Below are 15,527 nucleotides of genomic sequence, written 5' to 3' on the forward strand. Positions count from 1 at the left end.
GTAATCGGAAGATCAGCGGAAATACCGCACCCGATACAGAAGCCCCTCCGCAATGGGAGGGGCTGACGTTTTATGCCTGGGCCCGGGCCAGCGCCTTACGTCGCTGGAACTCCATGACCCGCTGGCGATAGTGTTCCGCGGTCTGCGCAGTGAAGACACTGCGGTTTTCATCCTTCAGCTCACCACCCAGCTGCTCGGCGATGCCGCGCGCAGTGGACAGCAGGGTATCGAAAGCCTTGAGAGCCTCCACCTCCGCGGGCAGTGCCAGGAACAGGCTGACACCCGGGGTTGTGAAATCTTCCATCTCGGACATATCGAAAGTGCCGGGCACCACAATATTCGCGAGACTGAACAGTGCCGGGCCCTCGCCCGCTTCGCCGCAGTGATAGTGGAAAATATTCATATCGCCGAAGCGCAGGCCGCTGGAAAGCAGTACGCGCAACAGGTCATTGCCTTCAAAATAGTCGCCTGCCGGCGCCATGATATTGAGGATCAGCACTTCTTCCACGGCGCGCTCCTTTGTCGACTCCGCGGCCTTGCCCTTGCTACCGCGCTTGCCTGCGCGGCTGCTGCCCGCGGTTTCACGACTCTCTTTAGCGCTGCGGGATTCCCGAGCCGGAGCCGCCGGCTTCTTGAATTCGGGAAACTTCAGTTCCGGCAGCTTCAGGTCCGCGGCGGCCCAGCCGGACTTGGCCGGGGGCTCAGACGCTGCGTGCGCCGCTTCATCCCCGACAGGCTCAGAAACTTCCTGCAGGGATTCGAGACTTACAGACTCGTCCAGAGAGGGCTCACGACGGTCGCTCGCCACAGACTCCCGGGCCAGGCTGCCCAGCGGGTCGGTTTCTGCATCGTTACCAGCCTGCGGAGAACTTGCGGGCTGTTGCTCTAGCGGCTGCTGATGCGCCAGCTCCGGAGCAACCTGTTCGAGGTCTGCGGTGCGACCGAGCGCAGTGGTCAACTCTGGCTCTGCAGCCGGCTCCTGCTCCGCGTCAGTCACGGAATCCATGAGCATGGGCACCTGCTCCTCCAGGTTAAGGGAAACCTGCTCGGGCACATGGGGGCGCGGTGGCTCAGCCGTTACGGCCGGCTCCGGAGTATCGGCATCGCGCCGGTCGGGCTTGCTACCCGCCAGGGGCTTGCGCGAGGACTGGAAGTTCTGCTGCACCTTGCGATTGACCTGTGAGGCATCCTCCGGCTTGCGGCGCTGTACCACGCGCACCGTGCCGGGCAGCTCCGCGGCGATCTGGCGACGCTTTTCCGCCTCTTCCGGATCGATATATTCGAGATCGGGCTCGGCAAAACGGGGGCTCTGCTGAGCGGCCCGCGCAGTGGATGACGGCTTTTCTTTCACCGGCTCACGGGCGCTCTCACCCGCCTCCGCGGACCGCGGCGGCGAGAGAATGTCATCGCTGTAGTCGTCCATATCCCGGCGCATGGATCGGGACAGGTTGCGGGATACCTTCATGGTGTCGCGGTGCTTGAGATAGGCGCGGCGCGCGCCATCAAGTACTACCCCGAGCAGCACCAGAGCCAGCAAGTTGATCAGCCAGTTGTCCATTTGTGCATCCCTCTCCCTAAGCCGACATCCATCGAGCCGGAAAGCCCGGGCTCCACATGTTGCAATCCACCGGGATCATCCGATTTAAACAACGTTGTACTTCCATTACGCAGACGCCAATTCCGCGGCCTCTTCCACGTCCACGGATACCAGGCGCGATACACCCGGCTCGTGCATGGTCACACCGAGCAACTGATCGGCCATCTCCATGGCGATCTTGTTATGTGTAATGTAGATGAACTGCACGTGTGCGGACATTTCTTTCACCATGCGCGCATAGCGGCCAACGTTGGCATCATCCAGGGGTGCATCCACCTCGTCCAGCATACAGAAAGGTGCGGGATTCAGGCGGAAAATGGAGAACACCAGTGCGATCGCCGTCAGTGCCTTTTCCCCACCGGAAAGCAGGTGGATGGTGCTGTTTCGCTTGCCCGGTGGGCGCGCCATGATCGCGATACCGGTATCCAGCAGATCGTCCCCGGTCAGCTCCAGATAGGCGTGACCGCCACCGAATACTTTCGGGAACAGTTCCTGCAGACCGCTGTTAACCTGGTCAAAGGTCTCCTTGAAGCGGGTCCGGGTCTCTTTATCGATGCGGCGGATCGCGTTTTCCAGGGTCTCCAGCGCATCGGTCAGGTCATCGTACTGGCGATCCAGATAGTGCTTGCGCTCGGATTCCTGTTTGTATTCGTCAATGGCCGCCAGGTTAATCGGGCCGAGACGGGAAATTCGCGCAGCCACCAGCTCGATATCCTGCTGTACTGCTTCGATGGTCAACTCTTCCGGGAGTTCCTCGAGGAGGATATCCAGATCGTGGTCCGCCTCGCGCAACTGCTCGACCAGACCATTGCGCTGGGTTTCCAGCGTCTGGGCCGTCAGGCGCTGCTGTTCCAGCTGTGCGCGGACTCCCTGCAGCGCAGACTCCGCCTTGTGGCGTTCCTGCTCCTGATTGCGCAGGCTGGATTCCACGTCTTCCAGTTTCTTGCGCGCTTCGGAAAGCTCGTTCTCCACCTCGATACGCTGGCCCAGCTTGTCTTCGAGTTCGGCCTGGAAATCCTGGGACGGATCCTGGGCCTCTTCCATCTGCAGGGTCAGCTGCTCGCGGCGCTCCTGCAGGCGCTCCACTTGCTCGCGCAATACCTGCAGCGTGCGCTCCAGCGATACTTTCTGGGTGCGCACGGACTGTTCACGCATGGCCAATTCGTGCGCGCGGTCCTTGTCTTCACGTGCGCGCTGGCGGGCGTTATCCAGGGCTTCGCGCAGCTCTTCACGGCGGGCCAGCATTGTCTCGCGACGATCCGTATCATCGCTCATGGCCTCGACCGCTTCCTGCAGCACGATTCGCGCTTCCGAGATGGCCTCGGACTCCATCTCTTTCTGTTCTTTTACTTCGGCAATTTCCTGCTCGATACGACGGCGGCGCTCGTCCATCTGCTCCTGGCGGGCACGCTGGGCAGACAACTGACTGCGCAGGTCGCCGGTGCGACGGTTCAGCTGCTCGGCGTTGTTGCGCCCCTGCTCGATACCGGATTCCAGTTCTGCGGCGCGTGCGCGTAACTGTTCGCGCTGCTCGGACAGCTCCTCGATGCGCGCTTCACATTCCGCCAGGGACTGCTCGAGATTTTCCAAATCCTGCTTGCGTGCCAGAACGCCGGCTTCCGCATCCGCACCGCGGCTTACACGCAGCCAACTCGGGCCCACCCAGAGGCCATCGCGGGTGACGATGGATTCACCGGCACGTAACTGGGCGCGCTGGGCGAGTGCCGCGGTCAGGTCTTCAGCGGTGTAGATACCGTCGATCAGGCCTGTCAGGGCCGCAGGCCCATCCACGACATCCGCCAGTTTGGGCAGACTGCCACTGGCGACAGAGGAAACGCTGCTGCCATCAACAAATACCGCCTGACCGCTCTCGAGACTGGTGAGCGACTCCTGCAGGGACTCAATCTGATCGATGCACACCGCCTGCAGCTGCGCACCAAGTACGGTTTCGACGGCGGTCTCCCAACCTGACCGGGCACTGATCTGCTCTGCCAGGCGCGGGCGATCCTGCAGGTTTTGCTGTTCCAGCCAGCTGGCCACCGCTTTTCCCTGCCCCATCGCGGCCTGCTGAAGGGCTTCCAGGGACGCCTGGCGTCCGCGGCTGGTTTGCAGTTGCAGGCGCTCTTTATCCAGGTCCGCAGCGATATCGGTTTCCTGGCGGCGCAACTCTGCGAGCTGCTCGACCTGCTCGGAAATAGACTCGCGCAGCTCCGCCAGTTGCATTTCCAGCTCGGCCAGCTCTTCGTTCTGCTGTTCCAGTTCACTGTCATCGCCAGCACCGGAAAGGCTCTCGCGCTCACTCTGGAGCTTGCTGATACGGTCCTGCAGGCGCTGGGTCGAGGTTTCCAGATGCTGAATGCGCGACTGCTGAACCTCGGCGCGCTGACGGGAACCGGAAGCACCCTGGTTGAACTGGTCCCACTCGTTCTGCCAATCGCGCATCTGGTCTTCCGCGGTCAGCAGTGCCTGCGCAGATTCTTCCTCTGCCGCCTGCACCATTTCCAGATCCGGCACGATGACTTCGAGCTCTGCGTCGAACTCGACCGCCTTTTCCTGGTCCGCCGCGAGCAGCGACTGGGATTCGTTGTATTCCTGTTCGGTTCGGGAGAAATCGCTCTGCAGCTGGGCGTTGCGCTCACGCGCATGGGAAATACTCTGCTCCAGACGCGCGATATCCGCGCCCACCGAGTAAAAACGGCCCTGCACCTCGTTAAATGCATCGGACAGGTCGTGGTAGGCCACGCGCTGTTCTTCGATACCGGTGTCACAACTGACCTGTCGGGTGACCAGCTCCTCCACGGTGAGCTCGAGCTCGCCGATCTGCTGCTGCTTGGCCTTGGCCTGATCATCCAGGTCTTTGTACTTGAGTGCCTGCAGGTGCGCTTTGTGTGTGCGCTCCTCTTCCTTGAAGCGGCTGTATTTCTCCGCTGCCGCGGACTGGCGCTCGAGGCGGGCCAGCTGGCGATCCAGCTCGTCGCGGATATCGGTAAGGCGCTCCAGGTTCTCATGGGTGCGGCGCATGCGGTTTTCGGTATCGCGGCGACGCTCCTTGTACTTGGAGATGCCCGCGGCCTCCTCGATAAACACCCGCAGTTCTTCCGGCTTGGCCTCGATCAACTTGGAGATCATGCCCTGCTCGATGATCGCGTAACTACGCGGACCGAGGCCGGTTCCCAGGAACAGGTCGGTCACGTCCCGCCGGCGACATTTCTCACCGTTCAGGTAGTAGTTGTTCTGCCCATCGCGGGTCACTTTGCGCTTGACGGAAATTTCGCTGAAAGCCGCGTATTCACCGGTCAGCTTGCCGGCGGAATTATCGAACACCAGCTCGATGGAGGCCTGGCCCACCGGTTTACGGCCGCTGGAGCCATTGAAAATGACGTCGGTCATGGAGTCGCCACGCAGGTTCTTCGCGGAGGACTCACCCATTACCCAGCGCACGGCGTCGATGGTATTTGACTTGCCACAACCGTTGGGGCCGACCACGGCGCTGAGGTTGGAAGGGAAGTAAACGGTGGTCGGATCGACGAAGGATTTGAACCCGGCCAACTTGATGCACTTCAAACGCATGGTCTTGAAACTCGGTAATACCCGGCGTCCGTACGGTCACATTTACCGCCGCCGAACGCTCTTCGTTGTAATCACAGGAGAGATCCGGCCGCCGGGCAGCCAAATCGCCGATTTGTCGTTGCAAACCGCCGATTGTACATGGCTGCGGGCACGGTTTCAGCGCTATTTTTGACCGCCCCATCCACTTTTGCTGTGGACGGAGCGTGGCGCTGTTTGAATAGCAGGTAGGGTCAGATTTTTTCGTTGATGGAGATATGGATGGACTTGCCCCAGTCGGCGCGGGCCAGGCCTTTTATCTCGCCCTGCCAATCCCCCGGTGCCGGGCGGGCATTGCCATTGATCGCCAACCGCGCAACCAGCTCCACCTCGTCCACCGTCTTGAGACTGCGGCCGGGCATCATTGCGCGGGACTCGTCGAGCACCACTTCTGCCGGCAGGTCTGCTGCGGTCAGCCGCACAATCGCCACCGGCATGGGGCTGTCGGCGGTACGCGCGTAAACAAATACCGGGGTGTCCGGGGAGGACTGCACGTTATCCGGCAGGGTGACCTTGAGGGCGATGCGATTGACCACTCCCGCTGAACCCTTGGCACCCTCGGCACCCTCGGCACCCGCGGCACTCTCTGCGCCCTCTGTGGAGACTGCTTCCGGCGCCTCATTGACCGCCACCTGCCCACCGGCGTCGGCAATCGCCTTTTCCGCCCGCGCAACACCGGCGGCAAGCGCCTGAGCAGCACTGGAACCCGGGGCCATCTGCGCCTGTGCGCGCTGCCAGAAATCCCTGGCACCCACATAATCCTCGCGATCAAACGCCGCGATCCCGGCCAGGCCGAGGGCGGTTGTGTTGCTGGGCTGGATCGCGAGTACCTGATCCACTTCACGCAGGATCTCCGGCGACATCTTTGATCCATTGCCAAAGAACAGCGCCTGTGCCAGCTCCGCACGAATATTCGCCGCCTCGGGCTCATGGGCCACGATATAGCGATACTGCGCAATCGCACCCTGCAGATCGTTGCTCACCAGTAAACGCTGGGCCAGCACATAGCGGGAGGAAATATCCTGCGGGTGCGTCTGAATACGCGCTTTCAACTGCTGGGTAATGCGGGCCTCAACCACCATATCGGTTTCACCGGATTGGCTCGCCACCAGATCCCGGTGCAGGGACAGGTCTTGGTGAGCGCCCCAGTAAAAATACAGCCCCACCGCGGTAAACGGCAGCGCAAACGCGAGCGCAAACAAGAGCCCCCGTCCACCATTGCGCGCCTGGGCAACCCGGTAGGATCCCCCCTCCTCCGCCAGCAGCTTGCGCGCCAGCTCGTTTTTCAAGGATAGGTACTGGGCTTCATCCACCGCACCGCTGGCGCGAGACGCTTCCAGCTCAGCCAGGTGCTCCCGGTACAGTGCCGCCTGGGTGTTTGCATCCGCATCATCAGGCAATGCAGACGCTACCTTGCCCTTTCCACGCAGCAGCGGCCAGGCAATAAAAAACGCGAGCGGCAGCAACAGCAGCGCCAGTATCAGCCAGAGATCAGTCATTGGTTTTGCTTCCGCCCTGTTCGCCAGTGTTGAGCAGCTGCGCGAGACGCTGCTGCTCTTCCACGCTCAATTCATCAGATTCATCATTCTGTCGGCCGCCGCGACCACCGCGCGAGCGCACCACGATCACGATCAGGGTCAGCAGCCCCAGTGCCGCAAAAATACCCGGTGCAAGCCACAGCGCCATGGTGTTGCGCTGCAGCGGGGGACGATACAGGACAAAGTCTCCGTAACGGGCAACCATGTATTCATTGATTTCCTGGTCGCTGAACCCCTCTTCCAGCAGGCGGCGAATCTCGCGACGCAAATCCATGGCCACCATGGAGTCGGAGCCAGCCAGATTCTGGTTCTGGCATTTGGGGCAGCGCATCTCTTCAATCAGCACTTGATAGCGCGCCTGCAGCTCCGGTGTGGAAAGCGGCTCTACCTCCACCGAGGCGCGAACTGCAGAAACGGGCGTGACCAGTGCAACCAGCAGGGTCAGCATGGCAATGAGCGACGTCCTTTGGATCTTGATCAGCACGGATTTTCTCCAGTCAAAAGTGGCCGAATTATAACAGTGAGGCGGCGCCACTACATACCTCTACGGACCGCAAGCCGCCGCCTGCAACTGCCCGCGATCGCGCTTAACTCATTGAATCACAAAAAAATTTCCAAAAAGCGTTGACGGCCAAAAAAATATCATTACTATACGCAGCTCCTGACGCGGGGTGGTTAGCTCAGTTGGTAGAGCGGCGCCCTTACAAGGCGTAGGTCACAGGTTCGACCCCTGTACCACCCACCACTATCCTTTACATCTGCTCGGCAGATTGCTCAAAGGAAAGTCAGGAATGCGGACCGGTAGTTCAGTTGGTTAGAATGCCGGCCTGTCACGCCGGAGGTCGCGGGTTCGAGTCCCGTCCGGTCCGCCACTTACTTTTCGTAAGTCGTTGATTTTCAACGAGTTTCGTGACAAGTCAGAAAAAACTGGTACAGAAAATGGTACAGGTTTTTTCTGGCACAGAAAGCCGCCCTTGAGGCGGTTTTTTTGTATTTGGGAAAAATAAAAGTGAACGAAATTGCCACGAGCCTCGAAAACAGCCCAAATCTCACTTCTTTATTAATAGGCATAGGCAGCAGCATCATTGCTACCGCAATCCTGTATGGCACTGCCGAGCTGTTTCGCCGAGTCATATTGCCTTGGATCGCAGACAGCCTTTACAAAGGGGTTAGGATCGACGGGAACTGGAAGTACATTCCGGTCAACGCCCCAGCAAACTCGATTAACCTTACCCTCAACCAGAGTGGCGAACGCTTAACCGGGACTTTGCATTGCAGCATCAATTCGTTTGAAGCCACTTACAACCTAAGCGGGCTAATCCGGAATGGCTTCTTCACCGCGACCGCCATTCCAGTAAGCAACAAAATGATAGATGCTGCCTCATTACTACTGCACGTTGGGTATGAGCAAACGACCTTGATACTAAATGGGGCTCTTTTGGTAAAAACTGGACCTGCCGGCGTGAAAGTCTTGGAAAACCTCAATTTCATCCAAAATGCTATCAACTACGCCAACGCCCAAGAGGCGCCACAGTAGTAATATCGTCAGATACCAAGCTGGCCGACCTTAGAGCAGCGCAAATCGCATGAATAGGTTGAGCTAACAGGATTGCAAAACTGAAAAAGCCGCCCATCGGGCGGCATTCGTGAATCTAAAGCAAGTTATTCAATTTCCAGCGCTTGCTGAATCTTCGTCGCGTATTCAGCGAGGTTTTCAAACTCATCGCCAAGATGAAGTCCACCCACCCCCCCTACACTCTGAGTTGCTCGCGCTTTGATTACTTCCAAGGCGGCTGCAACTGCATATGCACGACGTGCACCCGGCGCAATAGAACTGGTGGGCTGAGCCTTCATCATTAAATCGTGAAAAACTGAAGTGTTCTCGGTCATGTTGGATTTCCCGCATTGTGTGTTGAATTTCCTACGTGGGGTTCCGCGCGAGAAAAATCAATGCGTGATTTCACATTTTAAGAAATTATTTTCCATTAATTACCCTATTAACGAACAATCATGACTATCTAATCATGATTGTGACCAATCGGTGTGCCCGGAACTACCTCTACTTGCTTAACGGCTTTGACCGCCCGTTGAGGTAATCCATCCTGCCCACGCACCCGGGGATCATCTAAAAGGCCGCGTAGCCATGCAGGGCTGATAGCACAGTACGGGCCGCAAATCGTGCCCTTGTAGTGGCTGTACTTCATCTGGGGCTTGGTGGACAGGAAGCGGCGCCCTTCACGCTGGGTGGGTTGGAACACTGGCCCATCATCCGGTTTGAGCGCACGGCCAAATCCTGAAGCTCTGGCGCGTTCCTCTGTCCAGTCTTCCAGCCCGGTCGGGTACTCACTCATATAGCCACCGCTCTGAAGTCACCGCCGCCACCAGTGACACGAGGTTCCTGTCCGTTGTTGGTTACTGCTACGCGCAGGACAAGCGGATAACCATCGAATCCCCAAAACCATGCACCTTGTGGCACCACCTGCCCGGTGGCGTTATACAAGCCGGTGGCGGGGTCTGCTAGGTGCACGGGTATATCAGCGCTGGCCTGAATGAATCGCACTTCCACGCCTTGCACAAGAATCTTGTCTTCAGGGTCGCTCTGTCCGATACCTACATGCTGGCCCATCAGATTTTCGGTATATACCTGCCGCCACCATCCTGAAGTCAGTTCCTGATCCAAGTTATAACTGCCAGTGTGGACGCCATCGGCGTTGCTGTTACTGCCGCCGGGGTTTAAACCTTCTGTCAGGTCTACCAGTGTCGGATTGGCAAACTCTGACATTCTCGGGGTCAGTCTGGGTTCTGCGGGTAGATTTGAGGGTCTGTTCTTTGCCATCAGTTCAATACCTTTCCGGGGCGGTTGCGCTGTATCCAACGCTCTGTGCCCGCCACAAGCATTTCACAGAATTTTTCATGGGCAATATGGGCTTCACGGGGGCTTAGGGCGCCACTGTAAAAAGTCTGCGCGACGGTGCCGCCAAGGCTATATGCGAATTCTTCCAGCGTGATTGCCTCGGGGAATTCGTCGAAGTGTTCGTTGTATCCCTCTCTGGTCAATTCCAGAATGGTTGCCACGTCTTCCCGGCTAATCTTCATTGCCCGTTCCTCAGTGCGTTAGCAAGCGCCTGTTGTCGGGTCATCATTGGGGATTGCTGTTCACCGAACGCTTGGTTGTAGGTGGCCACTGCGGCAGGTGGGGCTGTGGCGCCTGCATACTGTTGGATCAGACGGGCCACGTTCCCTTTTTGCGCTTCAGTCAGGGCCGATTTATTCACGGCTTGTGCCAAAGCGTTTAAATCCACGTCACCCACTCGCTGCATGGTCAGGCGGGCCAGCTCTTCCCTTGCCTCTGGACTCATATTCGCGCCGAATATTTTTTTGAAGGTATTCACGACAAAACCGGCTGTGGAATCCGGTAGCTCTGATTCCCCTTTGAGCTTCTGGCCTTGCTGCAAGCGTCTGGCGGTGGCTGAGTTCTGCAAAATGGCTGTTGTGGAATAAATGTCCGCTTCCATTTCCACTTTTTTCATAAAGTCATTGAAAGAGTTTTCTGAAGGGAAAGCGCGGCGCATCCTTTCCCGTACCAATCCAGAATTTAAACGCTTGGTGGCGTCACCGGATTGGCTGGCCTGCATCAGCTTGTCCCGAATGGCCCTACCGGCACCAATACGAAACATTTCCTTTTCAGACTGGCCCATCCCCTTCAGAACGTCGTCTATTACGTCTGCATCTTCCCGCAGAATTCGGCGCCCATATTCGGCGGCATCAATCATTGCGGAATGGTTGGCGAACACGTCACGAGCCTGCTTATACGCTGGAACCTGATCATCTAATTCTGAAACCAAATCCTGTTTTAACCGAATCAGGTCACGGGCTTTGCCTTTTTCACCTGAAGTAAGGGCGCGGCCAATCTGGTCATCCAAATCCTGTTTGGCCAAGTCAAACAGGCGCATATGTGAAACCTGATCCCCTGCAATTCTTTGGTTTGCGGCTATGGTCTGGGCGCTACCTAACGCCTGCTTTACTGCGGGGGCGCGCATCAGTGATTCAAGCTTTTCTGTGCGCTTCAGGGGCTGGCGGTAGGCTTGTTGATACAGTGGGCCTGCAATCTTTGAGCGCTGTTGGCCAAGGGCGTTCACGGTCTGCTGAATGCCCATTGTGTCGATTCCCAGATTTTCGGCTAGGTCGCCAATCAATCGGGGCTGTTGGCCAGCGTTGCGGCTTCTGAGAAGGGATTCAGCCTGATTCCAAATTGCGGGGTTGTCTGGTTGGTGCAATATGCCTTCAAGCGTGTTTCTAGCGCCTGTGGACACGTCTGAAAGAATGGCATTGCCTGGCATTTCTCTCAGTGCGCGGGCCAGTTCGGAACCGCCTACGCCTTCCTGTGCCATGGTTTCAGATAGATAGCGCTGTGCGTTCTTTTGTGGCGAGTTAATCAGGTTTCTTCCCACCCAATCTGCAACGGGGCCAACACCTTCAGAAATTAACTTTCCCGCACCGGCTGCGAGCGGCCCAGTCACCGCACCAACTGCACCGCCTTCGACTGCGCCGGGTATGCGCTCGCCTTCTCTCGAAGTGCCTGCACCATACAAACCGCCTTCAGCCGCCCCGATACCGGCTGCGCCTGCTACTTTAGGTAACACGCCTTTACCCGCAAGTTTGGCCATGGTTTTCGCTAAACCCAGACCACCAGAGGTCAGACCGCCACCAATTTCGAGACCAAGAGAAATGCCGGGATTCTTTTCCGCAAAATCCCGTTGCTCTTGGTCAAGTTCCTGTTGGGTTCCGTAATAGGCTTTTGCTGGATCGTCACCCATAGCACCGGCAACGGCAGATTTAAAGCCCGCTGCTAATTCATCGGAAAAGCCAAACGTGGCACCTTGCAGAGCGCTACGGGTTGCCCCTAAAGCAGTTCCGGCTGTGGGGTCTAAGTCACTATTCACTTTTTCCAGTTGCTGTTTTCGGCGCGATTCAAAATCAGGGTGCGCGTACATTTGCTGCTGGAAAAATTTAGCGTCTTCCGTTTCGCCTGCATCTAGTGCAGCTTTCAGTAGACTTTCAATCCGTTGTAAGTCCGCCATGGTCACAGTCCGTATTTTGAGGCCCGCGCTTCAAATTCATCGGGCGTTGAACGATCTACAACGCCTTTATTCGAATCTGTTGATCGAATGCCCAACTTTGCTTCAACCAAGCGGTTCAGGTTCATAATTTTCTGTTGAGCGGCGCCGGGACTATCTTTTCGGGTTGGGATCATACTCATCAATATTTCCTGATCCTTATCCGTAAATGTGCCTTCCCCTGAAGTCCTGAAAAGACTTTTCAAAACTTGCGACATATTATTGATTGCGCCATCTGCAATTTGCTGGTCTTCCGTTGTCGCTGGAAGCATCCCCCACATAGGGCCAGTGAAAACATCACCCAAAGTGGCTTCCAGGGTTTCCATTCCGGTGCGGTAGGCATTGTAGGTTTTGGCCAATTCGAGCTGATCATTTTCCTCTTCAGCAGCTCGCTTTTCCGCCTCAGCCTGCTTTTTCAAATCAGCTTCATAGCGCTTCAATTCTTTCTGACCTTCCAGATTTTCTTCTGGCGTTTGCTTTGGTTCTGCGTCATAAAGCCGTTTAGATTCGCCACTGCCTTGCTCGAAAATAACGCCATCACCACCGGACAGCCATTTATCGCCTTTACCTGCGGCCAACTCTAAACGCAGCTTTGCCATATCCCCTTCGGCTTCCTGCTTGGAAAGCTGTTCAAACCGCTTTTCAAGCTCACTCATTTTCTGGCCGCCCCGATAATTCTGGTAAATTGTGGCAATAGCATTAGCCAGTGTGGGGGCGGTTGCCGATAAACCTTGGCCACGCACGCTACCAAGCCTTGCTGCTGCCATATCGCTTGCTTGGCGGTATTGATTTTGCAGTCCTCGGTATTTGCCACGGCTTTCAATGCCTAGCCTCATAGCTTCAAAAAGCTCTTCCTGACTAGGCTCTGAACCGGGAAGAAACGGCTGTGTTGGCTCATTCATTGTTCAATACCTCGTTATCGTGGTATTCCATGGCGCGGGCTATGGACTGGGTAAGGCTGGGCTGTTCGTTTCCGTCTTTATCGTATTCGACGTGATTCAGATAGTCGGAATTTATTTCTTCCGTTACCGGGATTTCATCGTTCCGTTCCATCCAGTTATCGGCAATTTGCGCTTTACGCTGGTAGTCGTCATGCGCTTCCACTTCTTCAAAATCTGCTTCATTTTTTACCGCTTCTTCCTGTCGCTTTGCCATTCCATAATCAATTGCATAACGGTCGTAATATTCGGCAAGTTCTTTAGAAACGCCTGCGCTGCGCAATGCCTCTTGATACTGGGCGGGGTCGCGCATCCGTTTCTTGTCATGAAGGTCATCCAGCTTGCTTATCTGCTGCTTCAGGTTCTTCTTTCCATTATCGGTGATAATGGCTTCAAAAGATGCTGTAGAAAATTTGCTTTTTTTCGGGTTCTGAATCTTCAGTTTCTCGCCGTTTTTAAGCTGATTGAATTGCTCTGGGGAAAGCCCTTTTTCCCCATACATGCCAGCGGTGAGCTTCTGTGCACCACGCTCTACCGCATTCCGCATAATACGCCCGGTTTCCGCTTCATAACGCTGTTGCGATTGCTGATCAAATTGGGCGGCATAGTGGTTGCTGATCTTCAATGCAGCCTGCAATCCTTCCAGTGGTAATAGCGATTGCGCTTCCGTTTCCAGTGATTGCAGTTTTGAATAAAGCTCTCGCGGCACTGGCTCGCCATAGCGCATGCGATCTGCTATTTCATTGCGAATTTCTGCGTGCGCTCTCGCAGTCGCTACGGCGTATTGTTGCTGCATTTGAAGTTTTTGCTGGGGGTTCATCAGATTCTGCCTCTGTTCCATGGTTTACCACGATACTCGTCCCTGAGATCGTATAACTCTTCCACCGTGCCATTGATTGCATAGCCGTTTTGATGGGGCACCAACTGGCGTTCGATATTCATGCCCATTCTTTTTGCAGGATTGGTGGGGGCCGACAGTTTTGGGAATTGCCGACAAACAATTCCAATTGCGTCCACAACGTCATCGTGACGCCCGCCAGGAAATTTGGCTAACTCATCAAACACCACGCCATTCCATAGCGCCTGCTTAAAATGAATCGCTTCCTGAATCAGAAATGCACGCAAGGGGGCGTTGCGGGTTTCTTTGTCTTTGTTGCCAGTGGGCACGGCAATCAGGGGCAAAGATTTTCCCTTTTCTTTTCCCTGCCGCCAAACCAGTTGGCACCACATTTTCGAGGGCGAATCGTTATCCAGATAGATTCCAGCAGGGGGATATTTTTTGGCGAGTTTATACAGGGCTTCCACGGATTCATCGGGGCTTACCTGTTCCCGATACACGTCCACCACATACAGACCTTTCATGGCATCCATTGCCACAACTGCAATTACCGTGTAGTCGCCTTTTCCCACGGAAAGCGCAATATCTATACCAAAGTAATATTTCACGCCAGCAGGAATGGTGCGCGTGATTTGGAAATGCTGGCTGTCTACCCAACTGCCCTCAAAATCCATTGGGGTTTGCTGGTAAAGCGTTTGCCAAATCAGCGGATCACGCTGCGCATCCTTGACCATTTTTTCGGTAAACCAGTCGGGCCAGAGCCTTTCGCCTAATTCCCTGCCCAGTGGATCACTGGGGGAATCACAGAGCATTGGAACGCGGATATGTTTCCAATCCTCAATTTCCTGATCGTAAAGCTCATACAACCGGCCTATCACGTCCTGTGTGGCCCAACGGGTGCCAAGTACCAACTGCTTTCCGTTCGGCTTCAGACGGCTTCTGAGTTCGGATAAATACCAGTTCCAAATCTTGTCCAACTGCTGAAGGCTCGATGCCTGCTCATGGCCAACAATCAGGTCATCGGCAAATATGTAATCCGCACGAAAACCCGTGACCGTACTACCGGCACCAAGACACCGGATTCCACCGCCTTCCTTGGTGCCCTGATATTCCAGTGATTTTGCATCCGGTAATAATTCCGTGCCGCTGATCCTTTTCCACTGATCGGTTTCCATGGCGGCTCTTCGGCGTCTGGAAAACGACTCTGCAAGGCTCTGGCTGTTGCTCACACAAATAATTTGCAGGGTGGGGTCTTGGGCGAGTAACCAAGTGGGGGCAATTACGCTGCCATAAGTGGACTTTGCAGAACCGGGGGGAAAGGCGAACGTGGCGCGGTCTTCCCCCTTGGTGGTGAATTTTTCGATCACGTCCACCATCAGCCGGTGATGCTGTGCAGGCTGGTGGATGAAGTCAGGCAGATGGGTTTCCCGCATTAAATCCATGTAGGCATAAAGGCTTCTGCGGGCTTCCCTGCGAATCAATAATTCCTGTGCGGCTTCCCGTGCTTTGGCGGAATATTTACTCATGGCGCACCGGGAAGGGTATTACTTCAGCCTGCGGTTCGTTTACGGCTCGGTTGGTCAGAATGGTGGCGGGTTTAGCCTTGGGTGCCTGCGTTTCAATGAAGGCGGTTTTACGCGCCATTGGCTTTGGGTTTTGGGAAATTTTATTTGTTGGGTTTTGCGCCAACTGTTTTGGATTATGGGAAATTTGTTGGGGGGCTAAGTCGCTTGTTACCGAATCAAAGTTCAAAGCACCGGGGGGGGGTGTTTTTCTCAGGGCATCGGCCAGCGCTCGTCCTTCAGCGTTTACACGCAGCGCTTGTGCAATAGCCGCCTGCTTTTGCATCCGTGTCTGTTGCTCTACTGCTTGCGTGAGTCTTCCACGTTCCAT

Annotated in this window: 14 protein-coding genes and 2 tRNA genes; 3 read left to right on the forward strand and 13 right to left on the reverse strand. The window is 56.0% G+C overall.

Annotation, left to right across the window (positions count from 1 at the left end; genetic code table 11):
* Positions 1-70: 70 nt before the first annotated feature.
* The 4 genes from zipA to ACONT6_RS10210 all read right to left on the reverse strand — a co-directional run bounded on the left by zipA (position 71) and on the right by ACONT6_RS10210 (position 7,225).
* Positions 71-1,558, reverse strand: a complete 1,488-nt coding sequence (gene zipA / locus ACONT6_RS10195) for a cell division protein ZipA (RefSeq protein ID WP_428818428.1) — start codon at positions 1,556-1,558, stop codon at positions 71-73.
* Positions 1,559-1,663: 105 nt separating this feature from the next.
* On the reverse strand, positions 1,664-5,167 hold the full coding sequence (gene smc / locus ACONT6_RS10200) for a chromosome segregation protein SMC (protein ID WP_428818429.1): 3,504 nt from the start codon (positions 5,165-5,167) through the stop codon (positions 1,664-1,666).
* 230 nt (positions 5,168-5,397) lie between these two features.
* Entirely contained in the window at positions 5,398-6,702 is a 1,305-nt protein-coding gene (gene ccmI, locus ACONT6_RS10205) for a c-type cytochrome biogenesis protein CcmI (protein ID WP_428818430.1), read from the reverse strand.
* The gene (locus tag ACONT6_RS10210) at positions 6,695-7,225 is read right to left on the reverse strand and encodes a cytochrome c-type biogenesis protein (protein WP_428818431.1); all 531 of its coding nucleotides are present in this window, start codon (positions 7,223-7,225) and stop codon (positions 6,695-6,697) included. Before ACONT6_RS10210 ends, ccmI begins: the two co-directional genes overlap by 8 nt.
* A 185-nt stretch (positions 7,226-7,410) precedes the next feature.
* On the opposite strand from ACONT6_RS10210, the gene ACONT6_RS10215 reads away from it, so the two are divergent.
* The 3 genes from ACONT6_RS10215 (at position 7,411) to ACONT6_RS10225 (ending at position 8,278) form a co-directional block, all read left to right on the forward strand.
* Positions 7,411-7,486: transfer RNA gene (locus ACONT6_RS10215), tRNA-Val, on the forward strand.
* A 50-nt stretch (positions 7,487-7,536) separates the two neighbouring features.
* A tRNA-Asp gene (locus ACONT6_RS10220) sits at positions 7,537-7,613 on the forward strand.
* Between the two features lie 137 nt (positions 7,614-7,750).
* Positions 7,751-8,278, forward strand: a complete 528-nt coding sequence (locus ACONT6_RS10225) for a hypothetical protein (protein ID WP_428818432.1) — start codon at positions 7,751-7,753, stop codon at positions 8,276-8,278.
* 125 nt (positions 8,279-8,403) lie between these two features.
* On the opposite strand, the gene ACONT6_RS10230 is transcribed toward ACONT6_RS10225, so the two are convergent.
* From ACONT6_RS10230 to ACONT6_RS10270, 9 genes are all read right to left on the reverse strand, one after another.
* Positions 8,404-8,631, reverse strand: a complete 228-nt coding sequence (locus ACONT6_RS10230) for a hypothetical protein (RefSeq protein WP_428818433.1) — start codon at positions 8,629-8,631, stop codon at positions 8,404-8,406.
* A 128-nt stretch (positions 8,632-8,759) separates the two neighbouring features.
* Positions 8,760-9,092: a hypothetical protein gene (locus tag ACONT6_RS10235; RefSeq protein ID WP_428818434.1), complete on the reverse strand. Its 333-nt coding sequence runs from the start codon at positions 9,090-9,092 to the stop codon at positions 8,760-8,762.
* Complete coding sequence (locus ACONT6_RS10240) at positions 9,089-9,523, reverse strand: hypothetical protein (protein ID WP_428818435.1); 435 nt, start codon at positions 9,521-9,523, stop codon at positions 9,089-9,091. Before ACONT6_RS10240 ends, ACONT6_RS10235 begins: the two co-directional genes overlap by 4 nt.
* 53 nt (positions 9,524-9,576) lie before the next feature.
* Positions 9,577-9,837, reverse strand: a complete 261-nt coding sequence (locus ACONT6_RS10245) for a hypothetical protein (RefSeq protein ID WP_428818436.1) — start codon at positions 9,835-9,837, stop codon at positions 9,577-9,579.
* Positions 9,834-11,822, reverse strand: coding sequence for a hypothetical protein (locus ACONT6_RS10250; RefSeq protein ID WP_428818437.1), 1,989 nt, complete (start codon positions 11,820-11,822; stop codon positions 9,834-9,836). Before ACONT6_RS10250 ends, ACONT6_RS10245 begins: the two co-directional genes overlap by 4 nt.
* Before the next feature lie 2 nt (positions 11,823-11,824).
* The gene (locus tag ACONT6_RS10255) at positions 11,825-12,760 is read right to left on the reverse strand and encodes a hypothetical protein (protein WP_428818438.1); all 936 of its coding nucleotides are present in this window, start codon (positions 12,758-12,760) and stop codon (positions 11,825-11,827) included.
* Positions 12,753-13,616 carry a hypothetical protein gene (locus ACONT6_RS10260; protein WP_428818439.1) on the reverse strand — a complete coding sequence of 288 codons (864 nt, stop codon included), beginning with the start codon at positions 13,614-13,616 and terminating at the stop codon, positions 12,753-12,755. Before ACONT6_RS10260 ends, ACONT6_RS10255 begins: the two co-directional genes overlap by 8 nt.
* On the reverse strand, positions 13,616-15,160 hold the full coding sequence (gene terL, locus ACONT6_RS10265) for a phage terminase large subunit (RefSeq protein WP_428818440.1): 1,545 nt from the start codon (positions 15,158-15,160) through the stop codon (positions 13,616-13,618). Before terL ends, ACONT6_RS10260 begins: the two co-directional genes overlap by 1 nt.
* Positions 15,153-15,527 (reverse strand): hypothetical protein, encoded by a 375-nt coding sequence (locus ACONT6_RS10270; protein ID WP_428818441.1) that lies wholly within the window; start codon positions 15,525-15,527, stop codon positions 15,153-15,155. The genes terL and ACONT6_RS10270 overlap by 8 nt, the downstream gene beginning before the upstream one ends.

It is taken from the genome of Microbulbifer sp. MCCC 1A16149 (assembly GCF_050368945.1).
Taxonomy (GTDB): Bacteria; Pseudomonadota; Gammaproteobacteria; order Pseudomonadales; family Cellvibrionaceae; genus Microbulbifer.